A 23,943-nucleotide genomic window follows, 5' to 3' on the forward strand; every position below is an offset into this window, starting at 1 on the left:
TACCTGGTACTCGCTGGTAGGACAACACCATGGACATCCTCAAAATGGCGGGCCAGGTGCTGGGCCGCGCGAGCCTGGAAGCTCGATTCGCGGCCACGTTGATCCAGGCCGGCGGCCTCGGGATGGCCACCACGCCACCGCACAAGCTGCTCGCGGCGCTGCGCGACGTCGGCTCCTACGGGCCCGCCGGCGCCGCCATCTCGCTGGCCGCGGGCGCGTACGGCGATCGGGCCGCGATCATCGACGAGATCGGCGCCATCACCTTCGACGAGATGGAGGAGCAGTCCAACGCGCTGGCCAACCAGCTGCACGCGCACGGCGTGGAGCCTCGCGACGGCTTCGGCATCATGTGCCGCAACCACCGCGGACTCTGGCTGGCGCTCTTCGCCGGCGCCAAGCTCGGCGCGAAGACCCTACTGCTCAACACCGACTTCGCCGGTCCGCAGCTGAAGGACGTCTGCGAGCGGGAGGGCGTCAAGGCGCTCATCCACGACGAGGAGTTCGCCGACGTCGCCAAGGCCGTCGAGCTGCCCGGCGGCAAGTACGTCGCCTGGCACGAGGGGGAGACGACCGACGACACCCTGCTCGGCCTCATCGAGTCCGGCGACACCAGCCGGCCACCGAAGCCGTCGGCGAAGCAGAAGATCGTGCTGCTCACCAGCGGCACCACCGGCACCCCCAAGGGCGCCCCGCGCGACATGGCGGTCTCGCTGGCCCTGCCCGGTGGATACCTCTCCAAGATCCCGCTCCGCGGCGGGCGGACGGTCGTCCTCGCCGCCCCCGGCTTCCACGCCTGGGGGCTGCTGTCGTCCATGCTGGCGCTCGGGCTGGGCAACACGCTGGTCACCGCCCGCAAGACCGACCCCGAGTTCACCTGGGGGGCGGTGGACGAGCACCAGGCCGACGCGCTCATCACGGTGCCGATCCTGCTGTCCCGGTTGCTGGACGTCGGGGAGGAGAAGATCGGCACCTACGACACCTCCCAGCTGCGGGTCATCGCCGTCTCCGGTTCGGCGCTGCCGGCCGACCTCGCGACCCGGACCATGGACCTGCTCGGCGACATCGTCTACAACCTCTACGGCTCCACCGAGGTGGCCTACGCCGCGATCGCCACGCCCGAGGACATGCGCGCCGCCCCCGGCACGGTGGGCCGTCCCCCCACCGGCACGACGATCAGGCTCTTCGACGACGACGGCAAGCCCGTCGCCGACGGCGACTCCGGCCGCATCTTCGTCGGCAGCAGCATGCAGTTCGAGGGCTACACCGGCGGCGGCACCAAGGACACCATCGACGGCCTCATGTCCACCGGCGACGTCGGCCACTTCGACTCCGACGGCCGGCTGTTCGTGGACGGCCGCGACGACGACATGATCGTCTCCGGCGGCGAGAACGTCTTCCCCGCCGAGGTCGAGGAGTTGCTCGGTGCCTACGACGGCGTCAGCGACGCCGCGGTCCTGGGCGTCGACGACGAGAAGTACGGCAAGCGGCTGCGCGCCTACGTGGTCCTCGACGACGGCGCGTCGATCGAGGAGCAGGAGCTCAAGGACCACGTCAAGAGCAACCTCGCCCGTTACAAGGTCCCGCGGGAGATCATCTTCATCGACGAGATGCCCCGCAACCCGGCCGGCAAGATCGTCAAGCGGAACCTCCCCGACCCCGACTCGGACTGACCCCCGCCCCCACCCCACGTCCCGTTGAGTGGCACCGGGTGGCACCGGGTGGCACCGGGTGGGGCTGGGTGGGCGGACGGGCCAGTGGCCTTCTAACGGGTGGGGAGGACGGCCAGGATCGCCTCGGTGACGTCGTCCGCGGGCCGGTCGGCGTCGATGACGTGGAGCAGCCCCTGGTCGCGGTAGTGCTCGACCAGCGGGGCCGTGGCCTCGTCGAAGACCCGGAGCCGGTTGCGGACCGTCTCCTCGTTGTCGTCGGCCCGACCCTCGGTCTCGGCGCGGGCGAGGATGCGACGCATCAGCTCCTCGCGCGGGGCGTCGAGGTAGATGACGGCCTCGGGACGCGCGTCCTCACGCTCGGCCAGCTTGCGCGCCTCGACGGCCTGCTCGACCGAGCGCGGGAAGCCGTCGAGCAGGTACCCGTCGGCCGAGGCGGCGGCGATGACCCGCGGCAGCACCAGTTCGATGATCAAGGCGTCCGGGACGAGGTCACCGCGAGCCATGATCTCGCCGACCTGCATGCCCAGCGGCGTCTCCTGCTGCACCTCGTGGCGGAGCAGGTCCCCGGCAGCGAGGTGCTCGAGGCCGAGTCGCTCGGCGAGCCGTTCCCCCTGCGTGCCCTTGCCCGAGCCGGGCGGACCGATGAGCAGCACGTTCATCACTACACCTTCGCAGAGGCTTCGCCGGCCGGACGAGAGGGGTCGGCGACGGTCCCGCGACCCCTGCCTGTCGAGCGCAGCTCGCGAGAATGTCACCCGCGTGGTGCACACTGCCTCGAACCCGCTCGATCCCGGAGGAAAGCGTGCGAACCACCCTCATGTCGCGTCACCCACGGCGCCTCGTCGTCGGCCCCGTCGTCGGGACCGTCGCCGTCGCCGGACTGGTCCTCGGTCTGGCCCTTCCCGACACCGCCGCGCAGGCAGCACCGTCGGCCAGCCTGGTCGTCACCGAGGCCTACGGCGGCGGAGGCAACTCCGGCGCCACCCTGAAGAACGACTTCATCGAGCTCGGCAATCGCGGGGCCGCCGCGGCCGACCTCTCCGCGTACTCGGTGCAGTACATCTCGGCCAGCCCCGGTGCGAGCACCAGCTGGGGCGTCACCCCGCTGACCGGTCAGATCGCAGCCGGCGGTTCGTACCTCGTCGGTGAGGCGGCCGGCGCCGGTGGCACCGAGAACCTGCCGACGCCGGACGCGACGGGCACGCTGAACCTCGGCGGGACTGCCGGCACCGTCGCCCTCGTCCGCGGCACCACGGCGCTGAGCTGCAAGACCGCCGCCGACTGCGCCGCCGACACCCGCATCGTCGACCTCGTCGGCTGGGGCAGTGCTGCCGTCCGCGAGGGGACGGCGGCTCCGGCCACCAGCAACACCACCTCGACCCAGCGGAGCAGCGCCGCCGACACCGACGACAACGCGACCGACTTCACCAGTGCCGCTCCCACGCCGACGCCGAGTGGCTCGGGTGGCGGCAGCACCCCCGGCGAGCCGGGTCCGCTGCGCATCCACGACATCCAGGGTGCGGGGTGGATTTCGCCGCGCGACGGCGACGCCGTCACCAACGTCCCCGGCGTGGTGACCGCGCTGCGTACCGGGTCGAGCAAGGGCTTCTGGATCCAGGACCCGACGCCGGACGACAACGCCCGCACCAGCGAGGGCATCCTGATCTACACCGGCTCGGCCCCCACCGTGAAGGTGGGTGACTCGGTGCTCGTCAGCGGCAAGGTCAGCGACTACTACGCGCTGAGCAGCGGCGAGACGTTGAGCAACACCGCCAGCCTGTCGGTCACCGAGATCACCGGTCCGACCGTGCAGGTGCTCAGCAGCGGCAACGCGCTGCCGGCGCCGCTGGTCATCACGCCGACCACCGTGCCCGACGTGTACGCCCCCGACCTCGGCGGCAAGAACATCGAGAAGACCACGCTGGACCCCACCCGTTCGGCGCTCGACTTCTACGAGTCCATCGAGGGCATGCGGGTCGAGGTGGACGATGCCCGCATCGTCGGCCCGTCCAACCAGTACGGCGAGCAGTACGTCACCACCAAGCCCTCGCAGTTCCGCTCTCCGCGCGGTGGCACCGTGCTGCCGGCAGACAACAAGATCCCGTCCGGACGACTGCAGGTCGCCGACCTGGCGGGCCGCAAGCTCGGCCTGAACGTCGGCGACGTGCTCACCGGTGCCACCGTCGGCGTGATCGACTGGTCGACCTTCGGCGGCTACGTCCTCGAGGCGACCCAGCTCGGCACCCCGACCAGCAACGACCTGCCCCCGGTCACCGCTACGCCCGCGACCAAGAAGCGGCTCTCCATCGCGACGTACAACGTCGAGAACCTCAAGCCGGGTGACTCGGACGCCAAGTTCGCCGCCCTCGGCAAGGGCGTCGTGACGAACCTCGCCAGCCCCGACATCGTGGCTCTGGAGGAGATCCAGGACAACAGCGGTGCCACCGACGACGGCACCGTCGCCGCCGACCAGACCCTGGCCAAGCTCATCGCCGCCATCACGGCCGCGGGCGGGCCGACGTACCAGTACCGCCAGGTGAACCCGACCGATGACCAGGACGGCGGCCAGCCCGGCGGCAACATCCGGGTCGCGTTCCTCTTCGATCCCAAGCGGGTCAGCTTTGTCGACCGTGGCGCGGCGAGCATCGACCGCACCACCACCGGCACCGCCGTCACGCGCAGCCGCGGTCAGGCTGCCCTCACCCTGTCGCCGGGGCGCGTCGACCCGCAGAACCCGGTGTGGCAGGACAGCCGCAAGCCGCTGGCGGGCGAGTTCCGGTTCCAGGGCAAGACCGTCTTCGTCGTCGCCAACCACTGGAACTCCAAGGGCGGCGACCAGAGCGCGGACGGCCGCTTCCAGTACCCGAAGCAGACCTCGCGGGTGCAGCGCTCCGGGCAGGCGCAGGTCGTCCACGACTTCGTGCACCGGATCCTGGAGACCGATCGGCACGCGCGGGTGGTCGTGGTCGGGGACCTGAACGACTACCAGTTCAGTCCGGCGCTGGCGACGCTGCGCACGGGGACGGCCGACGGCACCGGGACGGCCATCCTGAAGGACCTGATTACCACCCTGCCGGCGAACCAGCAGTACACCTACGTCTACAACGGGGTCTCGCAGGTGCTCGACCACATCCTGGTCTCGCCCGCCATCCGGGACTTCGATTACCAGGTGGTCCACGTCAACGCCGAGTACAGCGACCAGACCAGCGATCACGACCCCCAGGTGGTCGACTTCCGACCCTGACGCGTCACTACCCGGGTCCACCCGTGGTGTCGGCCATCCTGCCCCGCGGGGCAGGATGGCCGGCATGGACATGACCGGCTGGGTGCAGGGACAGGTGTTCGTTCAGACGGTCGACGAGCACGAGGTCGCCGCCGTCACCGCCTTCCTGGAGTCGCGGGGGCTGACCTTCCAGGTGCTGACGCTGAGCGAGCGGATGGTGGTCGAGGGCGGTGACCCGGACGGTGCCGTCACGACCGATCGCTTCAGCATCGCGATCCAGATCGGGGGCTTCCCGCAGGTCGTGGCACCGGTCCTCACGGATCTGGTGCAGCGCGTGCACGGCGGCGGCTGGGAACCGGCAACCTCGGACGATGCGTGACAGCTGCGGTCACTGCTGGTGACTGCTGCGCCCGCCGAAGGTCCCGGCACGTGCTCCGTGAAGGTCCCGCCAGAGGTCCCGAGCCGGACTTATCGGCGCGGCATGACCGGGTGACCCGCCATTTCGTGCCAAGTGTCCCGATTCACCGGGACATTCTGTAAGCGCTGCCGAATTACAGGGCAGTAGTTCGGTCCTACCAGCTTGACTTCACACGGGTCTCACGTGCATTGTTGTTCTTGTCGGCGAGGAACTGGCCCCCATAAAGCCCAGGAAATCGTAGATGGCACGACTCGAGGCAGCTCGGTGAATCCCCCGCTCACCGACACGCATTCGATCCGGTCCGCTCGCACGCTCGGCTGAATCCCCCGCTCAACCGAACGTGCACCCTTGGACCAGCAGCAGGCCCCCGGTGAATCCCCCGCTCACCGGGGGTCTGCGCTGTTAACCAGAGTTCCCGGCACCGAGCGCGGTGCGCATCGGCAACAGCCGCGTTGCCCGGCGCGGCTGGCCACAGGCCCCCCAGGCACGACGAGCAGCCGCTACCGAGCGGCGCAGACCCACCGCCAATCAGCGCGGCTCGAACGAGACGCCGCTCAGCGTGGCTCGCGACCCCGCCGCTCAGCGTGGCTCGCGACCCCGCCGCTTGAGGGCACGCAGCTGCGCCGGAGTCAGCTCGTCGGCGCTCTTGCCGGACGAACCCTTCGCCCCGGCAGACTTGCCGCCAGCCGACTCACCAGCCGACTCGTCAGCGGTCTCGTCCGCAGCAGCCGCGGCCTCGTCGCCCTCGTCCTGCTTGGGGATCGTCACCTTGCCGGACTCGAGGTCGATGCGCCGACCGCCGGAGTTGTCGCCGACCTCTTCTCGCGTCGACTGCAGCCGACGCTTCTCCTCGTCCATGTGCCGCTTGGCCGGGTTGAACAGGACGTCAAGACCCCATTGCGTCACGGCTGCGCCTCTGCTCTGGCCGCTGCGGTGTCTCCTACGCCTCTCATAGCGTCGAGCGTACGTCCTGCGTAGCCTCGACCGCATGCTCTTCTCCCGTCCCAAGACCCGTCTGGTCGAGCCCGAACGCGCGCTGCGCGGTCGCGACCACTACGAGTTCCCGGTGCCGGACACCCACTTCGTCAACGGCAATCCCCTCAAGCCGCCCTTCCCCGAGGGGTACGAGCAGGCGGTCTTCGGCGCGGGCTGCTTCTGGGGCGTGGAGGAGATCTTCTGGCAGCTGCCGGGCGTCTGGATCACTGCGGTCGGCTACACCGGCGGCATCACGGCCCATCCGGACTACGAGGAGGTCTGCTCGGGGATGACCGGGCACACCGAGGCCGTCCTCGTTGTCTTCGACCCGGAGCAGACGAGCTACCAGACGCTGCTGGCCCGGTTCTTCGAGTCGCACGACCCGACGCAGGGGATGCGGCAGGGCAACGACGTCGGCACCCAGTACCGCTCGGGCGTGTACGTCGTCGACGATCGGCAGCGCGAGCTGGCCGAGCAGGCAAAGGCGGTCTTCGCCGAGACCCTCGACGGGCTGGGCTACGGCGCGGTGACCACCGAGATCGCGCCGCTGCGCGAGTTCTTCTACGCCGAGGCCTACCACCAGCAATACCTGGCCAAGAACCCGAACGGCTACCGCTGCCACAGCACCACCGGGGTCGAGTTCCCCCTCGCGCGTCTGGGCTGAGGCGGGATCACCGGTGCCCGAACTGCCCGAGGTCGAAGCGCTGGCCGCGTTCCTCCGGGACCGTGCGGTGGGGCGCTCGATCGTCCGCGCCGACGTGGCGGCGATCAGCGCGGTCAAGACCTTCGACCCGCCGCTGTCGGTTCTCGGCGGTGCCTTCGTCGTGGACGCCGCGCGGCACGGCAAGTTCCTGGACCTCGTCGTCGCCTCGGAGGCCGCCGGCGAGGTGCTGCACCTCATCACCCACCTCTCCCGCGGCGGCTGGCTGCACTGGCGCGAGTCCCTGCCCGCCGCTCCGCCACGGCCGGGCGGCAAAGGGCCGATCGCCTTCCGGCTGCATCTGGCGCCGGAGTTCGACGAGGGTCCAGTGAGCGGCTTCGACCTCACCGAGGCCGGCACCCAGAAACGACTGGCCGTCTACCTGGTACGCGACCCGCTCGAAGTGCCCGGCATCGCGCGCCTGGGACCGGACGCGCTGACCATCTCGCGTGACGACCTCGGCCGCGTGATGGGGGCACAAGGCGCACAGCTCAAGCGGGCGCTCACTGATCAGACCGTCCTGGCCGGAGTGGGCAACGCCTACTCCGACGAGATCCTGCACGCGGCCCGGCTCTCGCCCTTCAAGAACGCCGCCAAGCTGAGCGACGAGGAACTCACCCGGCTGCACACGGCGCTCGGCGAGGTGCTGACCGCTGCCGTCGAACGGTCGGTGGGTCAGAAGGCAGCCACCCTGAAGTCCGAGAAGCGCAGCGTACTGCGGGTGCATGCCCGGGCGGGCCTGCCGTGTCCGGTCTGCGGTGACACGATCCGCGAGGTCTCCTTCGCCGACCGCAACTTCCAGTACTGCCCCACCTGCCAGACCGAGGGGCGGACGCTGGCCGACCGGCGGCTCTCCAAGCTCATCAAGTGAGCGCTCTACCCTCGACACCGTGATGCCCGCCGACATCCCGACCGTCAGGGTCGACCAGCTGCCAACCGATCCGGCCGAGTGGCCCGCCGACGTCGTCCTGCTCGACGTCCGCGAGGACGAGGAGTGGCGGCACGGTCGTGCGCCGCAGGCGGTGCACATTCCCATGCACCAGGTGCCGCAGCGACTGCACTACGAGCCGGGAGAGATCACCCCGGAGACCCGGTTGGTCGTCACCTGCAAGGTGGGTGGCCGCTCGGCACAGGTCACCGCCTGGCTGCGCCAGCAGGGCTACGACGCCGTCAACCTCGAGGGGGGCATGCTCGCCTGGGAGGCCGCGGGCCGGCCGATGCAGGCCGACGACGGGCTGACCCCCACCGTCGCCTAGCACGTGTCGTTCGGCACGCCGTCACCGCACGGCCATCCGGCCACGGCACGATGGTCGCCGTGAGACCGCTGGGTCGTGACGCGCGACGACCGCCGTTGGCACCGCCGCCCCGGCCGATGATCGTCGCCCATCGCGGCGACTCGGCCCGGCTGGCCGAGCACACCCTGGCCGCCTACGAGCTCGCCGTCGCCAGCGGGGCGGACGCCCTGGAGTGCGACGTCCGGATGACGCGCGACGGGCACCTCGTCTGCGTCCACGACCGGACCGTCAACCGGACCTCCGACGGTCGCGGCGTGGTCAGCGACCTCGACCTCGACACCCTGGAACGGCTGGACTTCTCGTCCTGGCGCGGGGAGCTGCCGGCGTCGGCCGATCACCTGCTCGGCGACCCGACGAACCCCTATCTCGAGGGCGTCACGCCCGACCGGATCGACGGCGGCGGCGTGCTCACGCTGGAGATGCTGCTCGGCCTGGTGCGCGACGCCGGCCGCGAGGTGAAACTGCTGATCGAGACCAAGCACCCCACCCGCTACGCCGGCCTGGTGGAGAAGACGCTCGTCGAGATGCTGGACCGCTTCGGCCTCGCCGGCCGGCCCGGACCCCCGGAGTCCGTCCACGCGCCGGCGGATCCCGACAGCCCGGTCGTGGTCATGAGCTTCGCCCCGACGGCGGTTCGGCGGGTCAAGCTGCTGGCCCCCGACGTCCCCACCGTGCTGCTGCTGGAACGGTTCCAGCCGCTGCGACGCGACGGCTCGCTGCCGTCCGGTGCCACCGTGGCCGGGCCGGGGCTGCACCTGCTGCGGGAGGACCCCGACTTCGTCCGGCGGGCCCACGAGCGTGGCAACAAGGTCTTCGTCTGGACCGTCAACGCGCCCGCCGACGTCGACTTCGTGCTGGGGCTGGGGGTCGACACCATCATCACCGACCGACCGCGCGATGTCGCCGAGCAGGTCGCTGCCGCCACCGCCTGACCGACGTCCGCGCCCGCGCTGACCGCCTCGGTGCGCGACGACGTGCCAGCCGCGTTTGGTACGCGAGAGGCCGGGGAACATTTGCTCTCGACCGGATCGGGCAGCAACGAAGGAGTCGTCGCGTGGGCATGCTTCGCGTGCGCCACGACGCCACCAGCGCGGCCGAGGTGCGACACGCCATCGTCGCCGACCTGGATGCGCACGACCTGACCCGCGACTCGCTGGACGACGTCGCCCTCGTCGTGAGCGAACTCGTCGGCAACGCCGTGGTGCACGTGGTGGACGACGGCGACCTCGACGTCGAGTGGCAGCTCGCCGACGCCGGCGAACGGACCTTCGTCCTCGTCCGCGTCCAGGACAGCAGCACCGACCGGCCGCAGCTGCAGCGCGTCGACGCCACCGCGACCAGCGGCCGCGGGCTGGCCATCGTCGCCGCGGTGGCCAGCGACTGGGGCGTCCGCGATCTCGCCCACGGCAAGCAGGTCTGGGCGCAGGTGCCCGTCCGCCGCGTCCTCTGAGCGCGGTCTCCCGTCAGCCGGCCAGACCCCGCAGCACCCGCAGCGCCACCGACAGCGTGGCGAGATCGACGTGGTCACGGGTCAGCGCCGAGGTCACCGTCTGCCGGGCACGCTCGACCCGCTCGGTGTTGCGGTCCGCCCAGGAGTCGATGCGCTCGTCCACCGTTGCCGCGGGATCGGTCTGCTCCAGCACCGCCGTGGTGATGGCCGACAGCGCGGCGTAGACGTCGTGCCGCGCCGCCGCCCGCGCTAGCGTGGACCACCGGTCGTCGCGCGGCAGGTTGGTGACGCAGGTCAGCAGCTGGTCGACGCTGAGCCGCTCGGAGAGCGCGAAGTGCAGCTCGGCCACGGCGCGGGCCTCCTGCCCGGTGGCATGGGCGATCTCGACCACGTCCAGCAGCAGGAAGGCGCTGAGCAGCTCCGAGACCCGCAGTGCGAGATCACGGGGGAGGCCCAGCGCGGTGAGCTTCGCCGCGTCGTCGAAGAGCGTCTGCCGCTCGACCCCCCGCATGAGATCCGGGCAGTGCGCACCCAGGATGTCCACCAGCGGCCGGAACCGTTCGATCTCCGCCCCGACGTCGCTGATGGGGAAACGGGCGTCGACGAGCCAGCGGGTGGCGCGGTCGACGAGGCGCCGGATCTCACCGTAGGCGGCGTGCTGCGCGGAGGTGGGGATGACGTTGTCCAGCTCCTCGATCTGCTGCCACAGCGGCTCGAGGTCGAAGACCTGACGCACCACCGCGTAGGCCCGGGTGATCTGGGCGGCGTCGACCCCCGTCTCCTCGATCGCGCGGTGCACGAAGGTCGTGCCGCACCGGTTGATCATGTCGTTGACGACGACGGTGGTGATGATCTCGCGGGCCAGCGGATGACGCGGCAGCTCGTCGGCGAAGCGGGTCGCGATCGAGGCGGGGAAGTAACGGTCCAGCGCGTGCCGGAACCAGGGCTCGTCCGGGACGGTGGAGTCCTCGATGTGCTGCGTCAGCGTCAGCTTGGAGTAGGCGACCAGAACGGAGTTCTCGGGGGAGAGCAGTCCGATGCCCTCGCTCTCCCGCCGCGCCATCTCGGCGTCGGAGGGGAGGAACTCCAGCGCACGGTCCAGCTCGCCGGCGGCCTCCAGCTCGGCCATGAAGCGCTGGTGCACCGAGGCCAGCGCCGGGCTGAGCTTGCGCGCCATGCCCAGCAGGACGTTCTGGCCGTAGTTGTCCCGCAGCACGTGCGCGGCGACGTCCTCGGTGGCGGCGGCGAGGATCTCGTTGCGCTCGTCGCCGGTGATGGACCCGGAGACGACGGCCCGGTTGAGCAGGATCTTCAGGTTGACCTCGTGGTCGGAGGTGTCGACGCCGGCGGAGTTGTCGATGGCGTCGGTGTTGATGCGGCCACCGTTGCGCGCGTACTCGATGCGGCCCCGTTGGGTGAAACCGAGGTTGCCGCCCTCACCCACGACCTGGCAGCGCAGCTCATCACCATTGACGCGGATCGCGTCGTTGGCCTTGTCGCCGGCGTCGGCGTGCGTCTCGGTCGACGCTTTGACGTAGGTGCCGATGCCGCCGTTCCAGAGCAGGTCCACGGGGGCGAGCAGCACGGCCCGCAGCAGCTCCAGCGGCGCGAGCTTGGTGACGCCCTCGGGCAGTCCCAGCGCCCGGGACACCTGCGGCGTGATCGGGATCGACTTGGCCGTCCGCGGGAAGACGCCGCCACCCTCGGAGATCTTGGTGGCGTCGTAGTCCGCCCAGGACGAGCGCGGCAGGTCGAAGAGGCGTCGCCGCTCGGCGAAGGAGGCGGCCGCGTCCGGATCCGGGTCGAGGAAGACGTGCCGGTGGTCGAAGGCGGCGACGAGCCGGATGTGCTCGCTGAGCAGCATGCCGTTGCCGAAGACGTCACCGGACATGTCACCGACGCCGACGACGGTGAAGTCGTGGCTCTGGGTGTCGAGGCCGATCTCGCGGAAGTGGTACTTCACCGACTCCCACGCGCCGCGCGCGGTGATGCCCATCGCCTTGTGGTCGTAGCCGACCGAACCGCCGCTGGCGAAGGCATCCCCGAGCCAGAAGCCGTAGTTCTCGGCGATGCCGTTGGCGATGTCGCTGAAGGTGGCGGTGCCCTTGTCGGCGGCGACGACCAGATACGGGTCGTCGGCGTCGTAGCGCCGCACCTGCGGCGGCGGCACGACCTGCTGCTGGCCGTCGCGGTCGGTGACGTAGTTGTCGGTGACGTCCAGCAGCGAGGAGATGAAGGAGCGATAGCAGGAGATGCCCTCGGCCAGCCACGCGTCACGGTCGACGGCCGGGTCGGGCAGCCGCTTGGCCACGAAGCCGCCCTTGGCTCCGGTCGGCACGATGACGGCGTTCTTCACCGTCTGCGCCTTGACCAGGCCGAGGATCTCGGTGCGGAAGTCCTCGCGCCGATCGGACCACCGCAGTCCACCGCGGGCCACCGCACCGAAACGCAGGTGGACGCCCTCGACCCGCGGCGAGTGGACCCAGATCTCGTAGCGGGGTCGCGGCTGGGGCAGCTCCGGCACCAGCCGGGGGTCCAGCTTGATGGCGATGACGGTGCGGCGACGGCTCTCGACCTCGTCGTCGTCGCAGTGGATGTCCGGGTCGTCGCCGGTCACCCGGTCGGTCCGGTAGGCGTTCGTGCGCAGGGTGGCGTTCACCAGACCCAGCAGGGAGCGCAGGATGCGGTCCTGGTCCAGGCTCGCAACCTCACCGAGCAGCTGCTCGACGACATCGGCCCGCCCGACCGGGCCGTGGTCGTCGTGATGGGCCACCGGCGCCTCGTCACCGCGCTCGGGATCGAAGCGCGACTCGAAGAGCTCGACGATCGCCTCGGCGATGGCGGTGTTGTCCAGCAGCGCCTGCTCGATGTAACCCTGGCTGAAGGTGGTCCCGGCCTGCCGCAGGTACTTCGCGTAGAGCCGCAGGATGTTGACCTGCCACCACGTCATCCCGGTGCGGACGACGAGGCCGTTGAAGCCGTCCTGCTCGATCTCCTCGCGCCACAGCAGCCGGATCGTGGCGATGACGTGCCGGGCGCGGGTCTCGTCGAAGCGGACCCCGGCGGGCAGCCGGAGCCCGAAGTCGTAGATCCACACGCGGTGGGCGTCGCCGAACTCCAGCTCGTAGGGGCGTTCGTCCAGGACCTCGATCCCCATCTGGGTGAAGATGGGCAGGGCCTTGGCCAGCGACACCGGCGTGCCCGTCCGGAACACCTTGAGGCGGCGGTCCGCGGGGTCGTCCGAGCCGGGGGTGTAGAGGTCGAAGGCGAGGCCGTTCTCCGCCGGCAGCCCGTCGAGCGTGATGAGGTCGCGCACCGCGGCCGAGGCCGGGAAGTCCTCCTTGTAGGCCTCCGGGATGAGGTCGCGGTAGCGGCGGTGCAGATGCTCGGCACGCTCGTCGCCGACGGCGATGGCGAGCAGGTCCTGCAGGTCGTCGCCCCAGCCACGGGTCACCTTCGCGACCTCGGCCTCGACCAGCGACCGCTCCGGCGAGGGCACCGGGGTGCCGGGTCGGATCGCGACGAGCAGATGCATCCGAGCCAGGTTCATCTCGACGATCCGGTCGTCGCGACCGATGATCTCGCCGGGCCAGTACCGGCTGATGACCTCGGTGACGCGGCGCCGGGTCTCCGGGCCGAAGCGGTCGGCGGGGAAGTACACCAGCACGCCGACGAAGTCGCGGTTGAGGTGGACGCGGGCGAAGACACCGACGGTCCGGTTCTCGGCGCGGTCGACGACCAGCTGGGACAGCCGCAGTAGGTCGTTGGTCGGCGCCTCGAGCAGCTCGTCGCGGGGCAGGGTCCGCAGCGCGGCGAGCAGTCGCCGTCCGGAATGGCTGTCCGGGCGGACCGCGGCCCGGTGCAGGATCTCGGCGATGCGGCGACGCAGCACCGGCACCCGGCCCACCACGCCGTCCTCGGCGTTGCTGATCAGGCCGAGGAAGACGTGGATGCGCTGCGGGGCGGCGCCCTCGGCCGGCGTCACCACGGTGACGCAGTCATAGTGGACCTGGCGTCGCACCGTGCTGACCAGCGGTGACTTGAAGATGGCCAGCGGCGCGCCGCTGCGGAACGCGGGCAGCAGCTCCAGCGGCGAGACCCGGATGTCGCCGCGCAGCACGCCGTCGGCCCGCTGCTCGCCGCCGCCGCGACGGGGGCTGGCCAGCTCGTTGGCAGAGAACTCGGCGTGGCCGAGGATCATGAAGTTGCCGTCGGCCAGCCACCGCAGCAGGGCACCGGCCTCCTCGCTCGTCTCCCGATCGAACTGGCCGGGGTCGGCGACGAGGCGGTCGGCGAGCTTGCGCACCAGGTTGTACATGTGCGGGGCGTCGGCCACCGCATTGAGGACGTCGTCGAGGATCCGCTCGAGATTGGCCGCGATGACCGGGTGCTGGTCGGCCGGGACGCGGTCGAACTCTACGTGCACCCAGGACTCCACGACGGCGCCATCCGGGACCGGGGCGTTGTCGTCGATGTCGAAGACCTGCCGCAGCACTCCGTCGTCGTCGCGGGTCACCACGATCTGCGGGTGCAGCACCCGCTCGGCGCCGTAGCCGACGCGGTCCAACTCGGCCCAGAGCGACTCGACGATGTAGGGCGCGTCCTCGGAGACGATGTCCACGGCGGTGAGCACCCGGCTGCCACCGGGGACGTCGAGGTCCCGGACGCGCAGCAGGGTCTCGCCGCGCAGTCGCCTGGCGCCGAAGGTCAACGCCTCGGCGGCGAGCGCGGCGAGGGCCGCGTCGTCGCGACCGGCGAGCTGGGCGCCGGCGTGCGCCAGGAATCGCCGCGCGAAGACCGCGGTGTCGACGTCGGGCGGTGGTGCGCTGTCCACTATCGGGGTCGTCCCGTCGGCCGAGGGGTCCGTGTGGTGGTCGAGCTGGTCGGTCATGCGCGAAGTCACTCCATTGTGACGGTGGATGCGGGCGCCACGACGGCGTCCGACCCCATCCTGTCACTGGTCGGCGTCGATGCGGAGGCGGCCGGCGCGGTGCGCCGTAGCTACTCGCGGGTAGCAGGTCCCGTCGGCGCGACGTTGCAAGATTGGGCCATGAGCACGCCGCCGGAGACCCCGCCGCCCCACACCCGTCGCCCGCTACCCACCGGGGCGTCGTACAGCATCACCGTCCGCCTCTACGCCGAGCCGTCGGCCTCGGTGGTGGGTGAGCTGGCCACTGCCGTCGGGACCGCGGGCGGGCTGCTCACCGCCATCGACGTGAGCGAGTCGCGCGCCGACCGGATCACCGTGGACGTCACCTGCTCGGCCGTGAACGGCGACCACGCCGGGGAGATCGTCGAGGCGATGCGCGCCGTCGAGGGCGTCTCGGTGCACCGCGTCAGCGACCGCACCTTCCTGCTGCACCTCGGCGGCAAGATCGAGGTCTCCTCCAAGGTCCCGTTGCGGACCCGCGACGACCTGTCGATGGCCTACACGCCGGGCGTGGGCCGGGTGTCGCTCGCGCTGTCGCAGCACCCCGAGGACGTCGCCAAGCTGACCGTGAAGGGCAACTCCGTCGCCGTCGTCACCGACGGCTCGGCCGTCCTCGGCCTCGGCAACATCGGGCCGGGCGCGGCGCTGCCGGTGATGGAGGGCAAGGCGGCGCTCTTCAAGCGCTTCGCTGACATCGACGCCTGGCCCATCTGCCTCGACACCCAGGACACCGACGAGATCGTCCAGGTCGTCAAGGCCATCGCGCCGGGCTTCGGCGGGATCAACCTCGAGGACATCTCCGCGCCGCGCTGCTTCGAGATCGAGCGCCGGCTCCGCGAGGTGCTCTCGATCCCGGTCTTCCACGACGACCAGCACGGCACGGCCATCGTGGTGACCGCGGCGCTCACCAACGCGCTGCGCTGCGTCGACCGGCCGTTGGACGAGGCGCGGATCGTGGTGGCCGGCGGTGGGGCGGCCGGCACCGCCATCGTCACGCTGCTGCTCGCCGCCGGTGCCCGCAACGTGCTCGTCTGGGACCGCGAGGGCATCCTCGCCCCCACCGACCCCTCGCTGAACCCGGCCAAGCAGCGGCTGGCCGCCATGACCAACTCCGCGGGTCGGACCGGGACGCTGCGCGACGCGCTGCAGGGTGCGGACGTCTTCATCGGTGTCAGCGGGCCGGGTGTGCTCGCCGCGGAGTGGATCACCGAGATGGCGCCGCGCTCGGTCGTCTTCGCGCTGGCCAATCCCGACCCCGAGGTCGATGTCGACGCCGCGCAGCACCTGGCGACAGTGCTGGCCACCGGCCGCAGCGACTACCCGAACCAGATCAACAACGTGCTGGCCTTCCCCGGCGTCTTCCGCGGCCTGCTCGACGCCCGCGCGCACGAGGTGTCGATGGAGATGCTGCTGGCGGCCGCCGACGCGATCGCGCACTGCGTCTCCGACGAGCAGCTCAACGCCACCTACATCATCCCGTCCGTCTTCGACCCGGCCGTGCCGAAGGCAGTCGCCGCCGCAGTGAGCGGTGCGGCGAAGCCGACGGACGCCGGGCCGGTGACGGCGGGCTGATCAGCCGGCGGGGGTGAGCGGCGCGAGCGAGGTGCCGGACGGGATCCGACCGCAGCTCGACGGCGCCGACGTGCCGGCGAAGCGCGCGGAGAGCCAGGCGATGGCACTCGGCAGCCACAGCGCGATGCTGGTGAAGTGGCTGGTGAGGTCGTACTGGCTGTAGCTGATGGCGGAGTTGCTGCGGCAGTACTGCCGAGCCAGCGAGCGGACGTCGCCGGCAAGCATCACGCCGTCGCCCTTGCCGAGCCCCTTGGTGCCCTCGAGGATGCCGTTGCTGCCCTGCCCGATGAACATGGGGACCGTCGGCGTCGGCGCGGAGCCGAGGTTCAGCTTGTTCACCGTGGTCACGAAGGGCGGGATGATCGCCGGGTCCGCGTACTGCGGCTTGACCAGCTTCGCGAAGGTGAGCCCCGGGTACTGGCCGAGGACCTGCACGATCGAGGCCTTGTCCAGCTTGGCGACCAGGCTGCGGCCGTAGTCGCTCAGGTACCGCGTGAAGTCGACGCCGTAGCCGCGGGCCGCACCGATGAGCGCCATCGGCGCGACGCCGGCCCAGATCTGGCTGCCGCTGACGTAGCCGAGGTTGTGCGCGGGAGCCACCAGCACGCCGCCCTCGGCCGCGCCGACGAGACGGCGGTTGACCTCCGGTGCGTAACCCGGTGCGAGCGCCGCGGCCCAGTTGGTGGCGATGGCTCCGCCGGAGTAGCCGATCAGGCCGACCTTCGCCGTCGCGCTGACGCCGGTGGTGGCGGCGGCCGCCGTGACGGCGCGGATCGAGTCCAGCGTGGTGTAGCCGTACTCGGGGCCGGCAGCGAAGTCGGCGGTCTGCCCCTGGGTGTCGGCCATCGCGATGCTGTAGCCCTGCAGCAGGAACGACGACATGAGGGCGGCCTCGAGGTGCGCGGCCTGACCGCCGAGCGTCTTGCCGCCGGCGATGGCCCGCGACGGACTGTCCTCGGGGTTGAGCGAGTCGTAGAACGAGCCGTAGGCGACGAGCCGGCTGGTGGTCCTGGCCAGCGGCGTGTGGATCACCGAGGTCACGTTGGCGGCCGGACGCCCCTGCGCGTCGGCGGTCCGGTAGACCAGCTGAGTGACGTCCAGCGGGAGCTTGATGCCGTCGAGGCTGTACTTCAGCGTCCGCGTCTTCAGCACCGTCCCCGGCTCGTAGAACGACAGCGGCGTCGAGCCGGTGTAGCTGAAGAAGGAGTCGGCGGCCGCCACCGGTGCCGGCGCGGAGACCAGCGTGACGACGAGACCGGCGGTCCCGAGGGCGGCGACGAGGGACCTGATCCGGCGTGAACGCATGGACGGACCGTACGACAAATCGGTCAGGTCCGCCCCTCGAGCTGCTCGGGTGGGATAGGACACGACGCCAGCCCCGGCTCAGCAGCCGGTGCCTAGCCTCAGCCGAATGAGGGGTGGGCTGTGGCCGGTGCGATGGCGTCCGGCGTCGGCCCCCCTCCTCGTCTTCGCCGTCGCCTTCGGCGCCAGGGTCGCGACGGTGCTGTGCCGCGGCGGCTACGGCGGGTACTTCAACTACGACTCCGGCGTCTACTACAGCGCAGCGAGCGCGCTCCTGCACGGCCGCTTGCCGTACCGCGACTTCATCCTCGTCCACCCGCCTGGCAGCACCGTCGCACTGACACCGTTCGCGGCGCTCGGCGCCGTGACCAGCGACCACGTCGGCTACACCGTCGCGAACCTCGCCAGCTCGGCCCTCGGCGCGGCGGCCGCGGCCCTGGTCGTGATGGTGGTGCGCGAACTCGTCCCCAGCTCGACGGCGGCACTGGCGGCGGGCATGGCCTATGCCGTCTACCCCGGAGCTGTCCTCGCCGAGACCCAGGCCCGGCTCGAGCCGTTCGGCAACGTCGCGCTGCTGCTCGGCGCGCTCTGCCTGCTCCGCGCGCCCGTGGCACGGCGGCGGGTCGTCTTCCTCGGCGGCGCCGCCCTCGTCGCCGCGGTCAGCGTGAAGATCTGGTACGTCGTGCCCGCCGCCTTCGTGCTGCTCACCCTCGTCCCCCGCGAGCGCAGGGGGCGGTGGCGCCCGGTGGCGGCGGGGATCGTCACGGCCGTCGCGCTGATCGATCTGCCGTTCTTCCTGGCTGCGCCGCGGGCTATGGTCCGTGCCGTCGTGCTGGCCCAGCTCGGCCGGCCCGAGAAGCGGGGCACCGGATCGTCGGTCCGCCTGTCGCAGCTGAGCGGGGTCCCGCTCATCAACCGCTCGCACCCACCGACGCCGGCGGTGACGCTGGTCATCGCCATCGGGACCGTCGTCACGCTGCTGGTCGTCGTCGCCCTCACCGCCACCCGGCGCAGTGCGCGCCCCTTCGCGGTCATGCTGCTGGCGCAGGCGACCGTCCTGCTGACGGCGCCCTCGTACTACGCCTTCTACACCGACTACCTGGCGCCGGCGGGGACCATCTGTCTCGGGGTCGCACTCGGCGTCGTCGCCGCGGCCGTGTCGCGGCGCGCGGTGGCGCGCCGCCCGCTGCGGCGAGTGGCGGCCGCGACGACCGCACTCGTGGCCGCAGCCGCCGTCCTGGCCTTGACGACGGCCCGCGATCCGGTGAGCGCGCCCTATCCGGCGGCGCGCTTCGAGCGCGCGGTCGCGGCCTCGCGGTGCGTGATGAGCAACAACCCCGAGGTGCTGATCCAGTTGGACGCGCTCGACCGCGGCCTGGCCGCCGGCTGTCGCAACCGGGTGGACTATGTCGGCTGGCGACTGTTGCCGAGGCGGTACCCGTCCGATCTCGCGCGGACGGTGGCCACGAAGCAATCCGAGGCCCGGTACCTCCTCTCCGGCAATGCCGTCGCGCTGCTCGCGGGCGAGACCGTGGCCATGAACCAGCAGCTCGAACGGGTGCTGGGCAACGCACCGGTCCTGGCCCGGTCGGGCACGTTGTGCGTCGTCCGGATCACCGCGCGGCAACGTCGCGAGTACCGAGACCTGACGCCGCTGCCGCGGGTCTCACCACCCGGCGCCACCGCCGCGGAGCGCGCCTCCACGGCGCCGTGGTGCGACGGACCGCTGCTGGCGTCCCGCTGACGCTGCTCAGTCGAGAGGGGGCGCAAGCTCGGTGGCCACGGCGAGGAAGCGGTCGTTCTCCTCCGGCGAGCTGATCGTGACCCGCGCCCCGGCGCCGGCGAAGGCCCGGACGATGACGCCCTGCGCCTCGCAGCCGGCCGACCACTGCGCAGTGGCCTCGCCCAGCGGCAGCCAGACGAAGTTCGCCTGGCTCGGCGGCACCTGGTAGCCGGCGGCGAGCAGCGCATCCCGGACCCGCACCCGCTCCCGCATGACCTCGTCGACGCGCTCCAGCATCTGCCGCTGGGCGTCCGCCTCCAGCGACGCGAGTGCCGCCGCCTGCGCCACGGACGTCACCGAGAACGGCACCTGCGTCTGCCGCAGCGCGGTGGCGAGCGCCGGGTCCCCCGTGACGGCGTAACCGATGCGCAGCCCGGCGAGGCCGTAGGCCTTGGAGAAGGTGCGTAGTACGACGGCGTTGGGGAACTCGTCGAGCAGGCTCAACCCGTCGGGGACGTCGGCGTCGTCCACGAACTCGCGATAGGCCTCGTCCAGGGCGACGGTGACGTCGGCGGGGATTCTGCGCAGAAAAGCGCACAACTCCTCGCGTCCGACGACGGTGCCCGTCGGGTTGTTCGGGTTGCAGACGAAGATCAACCGCGTCTTGCCGGTGACCCGCGCCGCCATCTCGTCCAGGTCATGGACGTGAGTCCCGGTGAGCCCCACCTGGACCGACGAGGCGCCGCTGACGGCAGTGATGATCGGATACGCCTCGAACGAGCGCCAGGCGTACATGACCTCCTCGTCGGCATCGGCAACGGCCTGCACCAGCTGCGTGCACAACGACACCGAACCACACCCGACGGCGACGCGGTCGGCGGCGACGCCGAGATGCGCGGCGAGCGCGTTCGTCAGCTCGGTGGCCGCGTTGTCGGGATAGCGATTGGCACCCGCGGCGACGGCGGCGATGCGCTCGACGACGTGCGGAAGGGGCGGGTAGGAGCTCTCGTTGCTCGCGAGCTTGATCGCACCGGGGACGGTGCGTCCGGGCACGTAGGCCGGGAGGGTGGAGAGCACGGGGCGGAGCGTCACGACTTCTTGCCCTTCTTGACCGGGCGCTCCGACGGCGGCTTGTACCGCTCGACGCGCGCCTTGCGTCCCTTGATCAACGTGGCTTGCAGCTTCGCCACGACCTCGGCCTCCGCAGCGGCCGGAATCTCGACGGTGGAGAACTTGTGGGTGATCTCGATGGCGCCGATCTGCCGACCCGAGACGCTGGTCTCGTTGGCGATGGCGCCGACGAGATCCTGCGGGCGGATCTTGGCGGCATGGCCCAGGCTGACGAAGATCGTGACGGAGTCGCCGGAGGTCTTCTTCGGCGGCCGCGCCGCCTTACCGGCGTCGTCCTTCGGGGTGGCGACCTCGGGGATGTCGTCCTCGTCCGGGCCGGCGATGCCGGACTCGTGAGCCAGCTTCACCGCGGCCAGGGCGATCTGGACGATGTCGTACTCGTCGCTGAGGGCGTCGACGACCACCCGGTACTGCTCGTAGTCGTCCTCGCGGAGCAGCTCGGCGATGGCGCCACGGGTCAGCTCCAGGCGCCGGGCCCGCAGGTCGGCGACGGTCGGCAGCGTCTCGACGGCGATCCGCGACTTGGTGATCTTCTCGATCGTCTTCAGCAGCCGGTGCTGCCGCGGCTCGACGAGGGTGATCGCGGTGCCCTCACGTCCGGCCCGGCCGACCCGGCCGATGCGGTGGACGTACGTGTCCGCCGCCGACGGCAGGTCGTAGTTGACGACGTGGGTGAGGTGGTCGATGTCCAGTCCGCGGGCGGCGACGTCGGTCGCCACCAGCACCTCGGCGGTGCGGTTACGGATCTTGGCCATGACGCGGTCGCGCTGGTCCTGGGTCATGCCGCCGTGCAACGCCTCGGCGCGGTAACCGCGCGCCGCGAGCGTCGCGCCGAGGGTGTCCACCTCGTCACGGGTGCGGCAGAAGACGACGGCGGCGGTGGGTGCCTCGATGTCGAGGACGCGGCCGAGCGCGTTGGGCTTGTGCTGCCGCGGGACCAGGTAGGCGACCTGGCGGACGCTCGCGCTCTCCCCCGAGGCGGCGCTGCGCTCGATCTTGATCTTCTCGGGGTTGTGCAGGTACCGCTTGACCAGGCCGTTGATGCGCGCCGGCAGGGTCGCCGAGAAGAGGACGGTCTGCCGCTCCTCCGGGACGGCCGCCATGATCGCCTCGATGTCCTCGGCGAAGCCCATGTCGAGCATCTCGTCGGCCTCGTCCAGGACGACGGTCCGCATCGCCGACAGGTCCAGGGTGCCGCGGGAGAGATGGTCGAGGGCACGGCCGGGGGTGGCGACGACGACGTCCACGCCTGCGCTGAGCGCGCGCATCTGGTGCGGGATCGGCTGGCCGCCGTAGACGGCCAGGACCCGCGCGCCCAGCTGCTTGCCGTACCGCTGCGTCGCCTCGGCGACCTGGATCGCGAGCTCCCGCGTCGGCGCCAGCACCAGCGCCTGCGGCGAGGTGCCGCCCGGCTCGAGGCGCTGCAGCAGCGGCAGCGCGAAGGCCGCCGTCTTGCCGGTGCCGGTTGCAGCCTGGCCGACGACGTCCCGGCCGCTGAGCAGCGCCGGGATCGTCGCGGACTGGATCGGCGTGGGCTCCTCGTACCCGAGCGAGTCGAGGGCCTGGTGGAGTTCGGGCCGCAGCTCGAGATCGGCGAAGGTTGTCACCGCTCCAGGGTCCCAGAAGTCGGGGCTAGAGGTTGCCGCGGGCGTCCTGCTCGCGCTCGATCGCCTCGAAGAGCGCCTTGAAGTTGCCCTTGCCGAAGCCGAGCGAGCCGTGCCGCTCGATGAGCTCGAAGAAGACGGTCGGCCGGTCCCCCACCGGACGGGTGAAGATCTGCAGCAGGTAGCCGTCCTCGTCGCGGTCGACCAGGATGCCGCGGGCCTTGAGCTGCTCGACCGGCACCCGGACCTCGCCGATGCGCGCTCGGAGCTCGGGGTCGTCGTAGTAGGAGTCGGGCGTGGCGAGGAACTCGACGCCACGCGCGGTCATCTCGTCGACGGCCCGCAGGATGTCGTTGGTCGCGATGGCGATGTGCTGGCAGCCGGCGGTGCCGTAGAAGTCCAGGTACTCGTCGATCTGGGACCGCTTCTTGCCCAGCGCCGGCTCGTTCAGCGGGAACTTCACCCGGTGGTTGCCGTTCGCGACCACCTTGCTCATCAGCGCGGAGTACTCGGTGGCGATGTCGTCGCCGACGAACTCGGCCATGTTCACGAAGCCCATGACGCGGTTGTAGAAGTCGACCCACTCGTCCATGTGACCGAGCTCGACGTTGCCGACGCAGTGGTCGACGGCCTGGAAGATGCGCTTGTCCGGGCCGACCATGGTGGAGGTCTTCGCGACGTAGCCGGGGAGGTAGATCCCGTGGTAGCGCGAGCGGTCGACGAGGGTGTGGCGGGTCTCGCCGTAGGTTGCGATGGCGGCGCGGCGGATGGTGCCGTGCTCGTCGCTGACGTCGTGCGGCTCCTCCAAGACCGTTGCGCCCTGCGCGCGGGCGTGCTCGACGCAGCGGTCGACGTCCGGCACCTCGAGGGCCAGGTCGACGACGCCGTCGCCGTGCCGCCGGTGGTGGTCGGCGTACTGGCTGGCGGGGTCGACGGCGCCGATGATCACGAAGCGCGCGCTGCCGGACTTCAGCACGAAGGCCTTGTGGTCCCGGTTGCCGGTCTCGGGGCCGCTGTAGCCGACGAGGGTCATGCCGAAGGCGTGCTGGTAGTAGTGCGCGCTCTGGGTGGCGTTGCCGGAGACGAAGACGACGGCATCCATGCCGGTGACCGGGAACGGATCGCGTGTCTGGTCGTAGTCGACCAGCCCGACCAGCTGCTTGAGGCGGTCGAGGGTGAGGTCGGCGTCGCGCTCGGCAGGAGTGAGGTCGAGGGAGGTCATGCAACGAACCCTGCGCCGTGGACGATGGCCACGCAAGTCGCCGGTTGGCAGCCCGTCAAGTTGCACATAGTGTGCAGCAGAGACCCGTCGTCACTGGTCATATTGACCAGTTCGGTGCGGCTCCGGCGCGACGCTCGCGCGCCTCCGCCGCCCGGGGACCTCGCCGCCATAGCCTTGCTGACGATGTCCACCTATGTCGCGGTCTTCGCGCTCGTCCTCGCCTACGTCGCCCTCGTCGCGGCGTACATCGCGCTGCGGACGCTCGCCAAGCTGCGTCGCGCGACGCGGGTGCTGGCGCGCGGCGCCCGCGGCGAGGACAACCACTCCTCGCTGCTGGAGACGGCGCAGCGGCACGACGAGCGGATCGAGGTCGTCGCCGACGAGCTGGAGTCCCTGCGCGAGCACATCGAGGCCATCGTGGGATCTCGCCCCGGCGACGCGCCGGGCGCGCTGCGCAACATCGCGCTCGTGCGCTACGACGCGTTCAGCGAGATGTCGGGCCGGCTGTCCTTCTCGCTCGCCCTGCTGGACGAGAAGGGTGACGGCGTGACCCTGTCGGCGATCGCCGGGGCCGGCGACACCCGCGTCTACGCCAAGGGTGTCTCGGACGGTCGCAGCGACCACGACCTCTCCCCCGAGGAGCAACAGGCCGTCTCGGCCGCCCTCGCCAAGCGCCGCAGCCTGCTCGCCCGCCGCGCGTCCTGAGCGCTCCTGCCGCTCGTTAGGCT

18 protein-coding genes are annotated in these 23,943 nt (G+C 71.1%); 11 read left to right on the plus strand and 7 right to left on the minus strand.

Annotation, left to right across the window (positions count from 1 at the left end):
- The first annotated feature begins 29 nt into the window (after window positions 1-29).
- Window positions 30-1,670, plus strand: coding sequence for an acyl-CoA synthetase (locus AC0NZQ_RS02500; protein ID WP_474528059.1), 1,641 nt, complete (start codon window positions 30-32; stop codon window positions 1,668-1,670).
- A gap of 92 nt (window positions 1,671-1,762) precedes the next feature.
- On the opposite strand, the gene AC0NZQ_RS02505 is transcribed toward AC0NZQ_RS02500, so the two are convergent.
- Entirely contained in the window at window positions 1,763-2,329 is a 567-nt protein-coding gene (locus tag AC0NZQ_RS02505; protein ID WP_474528060.1) for an adenylate kinase, read from the minus strand.
- A 143-nt stretch (window positions 2,330-2,472) separates the two neighbouring features.
- On the opposite strand from AC0NZQ_RS02505, the gene AC0NZQ_RS02510 reads away from it, so the two are divergent.
- Together AC0NZQ_RS02510 and AC0NZQ_RS02515 are read left to right on the plus strand one after the other, a co-directional pair.
- Window positions 2,473-4,914, plus strand: coding sequence for an endonuclease/exonuclease/phosphatase family protein (locus tag AC0NZQ_RS02510; RefSeq protein ID WP_474528061.1), 2,442 nt, complete (start codon window positions 2,473-2,475; stop codon window positions 4,912-4,914).
- 64 nt (window positions 4,915-4,978) lie between these two features.
- A complete protein-coding gene (locus AC0NZQ_RS02515) occupies window positions 4,979-5,272 on the plus strand; it encodes a hypothetical protein (RefSeq protein ID WP_474528062.1) in 294 nt (97 codons plus the stop codon).
- Window positions 5,273-5,890: 618 nt separating this feature from the next.
- Here AC0NZQ_RS02515 and AC0NZQ_RS02520 read toward each other — a convergent pair.
- On the minus strand, window positions 5,891-6,217 hold the full coding sequence (locus AC0NZQ_RS02520; RefSeq protein ID WP_474528063.1) for a DUF6191 domain-containing protein: 327 nt from the start codon (window positions 6,215-6,217) through the stop codon (window positions 5,891-5,893).
- Window positions 6,218-6,299: 82 nt separating this feature from the next.
- On the opposite strand from AC0NZQ_RS02520, the gene msrA reads away from it, so the two are divergent.
- From msrA to AC0NZQ_RS02545, 5 genes are all read left to right on the plus strand, one after another.
- On the plus strand, window positions 6,300-6,950 hold the full coding sequence (gene msrA / locus AC0NZQ_RS02525; protein ID WP_474528064.1) for a peptide-methionine (S)-S-oxide reductase MsrA: 651 nt from the start codon (window positions 6,300-6,302) through the stop codon (window positions 6,948-6,950).
- A 13-nt stretch (window positions 6,951-6,963) separates the two neighbouring features.
- Window positions 6,964-7,857: a DNA-formamidopyrimidine glycosylase family protein gene (locus tag AC0NZQ_RS02530; protein WP_474528065.1), complete on the plus strand. Its 894-nt coding sequence runs from the start codon at window positions 6,964-6,966 to the stop codon at window positions 7,855-7,857.
- A 22-nt stretch (window positions 7,858-7,879) separates the two neighbouring features.
- Window positions 7,880-8,242 (plus strand): rhodanese-like domain-containing protein, encoded by a 363-nt coding sequence (locus AC0NZQ_RS02535; protein WP_474528066.1) that lies wholly within the window; start codon window positions 7,880-7,882, stop codon window positions 8,240-8,242.
- Between the two features lie 116 nt (window positions 8,243-8,358).
- Window positions 8,359-9,213 carry a glycerophosphodiester phosphodiesterase gene (locus AC0NZQ_RS02540; RefSeq protein ID WP_474529401.1) on the plus strand — a complete coding sequence of 285 codons (855 nt, stop codon included), beginning with the start codon at window positions 8,359-8,361 and terminating at the stop codon, window positions 9,211-9,213.
- A 128-nt stretch (window positions 9,214-9,341) separates the two neighbouring features.
- Window positions 9,342-9,731, plus strand: a complete 390-nt coding sequence (locus AC0NZQ_RS02545) for an ATP-binding protein (RefSeq protein WP_474529402.1) — start codon at window positions 9,342-9,344, stop codon at window positions 9,729-9,731.
- Window positions 9,732-9,744: 13 nt separating this feature from the next.
- On the opposite strand, the gene AC0NZQ_RS02550 is transcribed toward AC0NZQ_RS02545, so the two are convergent.
- A complete protein-coding gene (locus AC0NZQ_RS02550) occupies window positions 9,745-14,622 on the minus strand; it encodes an NAD-glutamate dehydrogenase (RefSeq protein WP_474528067.1) in 4,878 nt (1,625 codons plus the stop codon).
- A 159-nt stretch (window positions 14,623-14,781) separates the two neighbouring features.
- On the opposite strand from AC0NZQ_RS02550, the gene AC0NZQ_RS02555 reads away from it, so the two are divergent.
- Window positions 14,782-16,233 (plus strand): NAD-dependent malic enzyme, encoded by a 1,452-nt coding sequence (locus AC0NZQ_RS02555; RefSeq protein WP_474528068.1) that lies wholly within the window; start codon window positions 14,782-14,784, stop codon window positions 16,231-16,233.
- Here AC0NZQ_RS02555 and AC0NZQ_RS02560 read toward each other — a convergent pair whose 3' ends face one another.
- Window positions 16,234-17,538: a lipase family protein gene (locus tag AC0NZQ_RS02560; RefSeq protein ID WP_474528069.1), complete on the minus strand. Its 1,305-nt coding sequence runs from the start codon at window positions 17,536-17,538 to the stop codon at window positions 16,234-16,236. It lies immediately after the preceding gene.
- A 106-nt stretch (window positions 17,539-17,644) separates the two neighbouring features.
- On the opposite strand from AC0NZQ_RS02560, the gene AC0NZQ_RS02565 reads away from it, so the two are divergent.
- Entirely contained in the window at window positions 17,645-19,279 is a 1,635-nt protein-coding gene (locus AC0NZQ_RS02565; RefSeq protein WP_474528070.1) for a glycosyltransferase 87 family protein, read from the plus strand.
- Between the two features lie 6 nt (window positions 19,280-19,285).
- On the opposite strand, the gene hisC is transcribed toward AC0NZQ_RS02565, so the two are convergent.
- From hisC to hppD, 3 genes are read right to left on the minus strand one after another with little or no spacing between them, the layout of a single operon-like run.
- Window positions 19,286-20,350, minus strand: coding sequence for a histidinol-phosphate transaminase (hisC, locus tag AC0NZQ_RS02570; protein WP_474528071.1), 1,065 nt, complete (start codon window positions 20,348-20,350; stop codon window positions 19,286-19,288).
- Window positions 20,347-21,996: a DEAD/DEAH box helicase gene (locus tag AC0NZQ_RS02575; RefSeq protein WP_474528072.1), complete on the minus strand. Its 1,650-nt coding sequence runs from the start codon at window positions 21,994-21,996 to the stop codon at window positions 20,347-20,349. The genes hisC and AC0NZQ_RS02575 overlap by 4 nt, the downstream gene beginning before the upstream one ends.
- 25 nt (window positions 21,997-22,021) lie before the next feature.
- The gene (hppD, locus tag AC0NZQ_RS02580; RefSeq protein WP_474528073.1) at window positions 22,022-23,215 is read right to left on the minus strand and encodes a 4-hydroxyphenylpyruvate dioxygenase; all 1,194 of its coding nucleotides are present in this window, start codon (window positions 23,213-23,215) and stop codon (window positions 22,022-22,024) included.
- A gap of 183 nt (window positions 23,216-23,398) precedes the next feature.
- Between hppD and AC0NZQ_RS02585 the strand changes: the two genes are divergently transcribed.
- Window positions 23,399-23,920, plus strand: coding sequence for a DUF4446 family protein (locus tag AC0NZQ_RS02585; protein WP_474528074.1), 522 nt, complete (start codon window positions 23,399-23,401; stop codon window positions 23,918-23,920).
- Window positions 23,921-23,943 lie beyond the last annotated feature (23 nt).

The sequence above is a fragment of the Jatrophihabitans sp. sgz311053 genome, assembly GCF_056135305.1.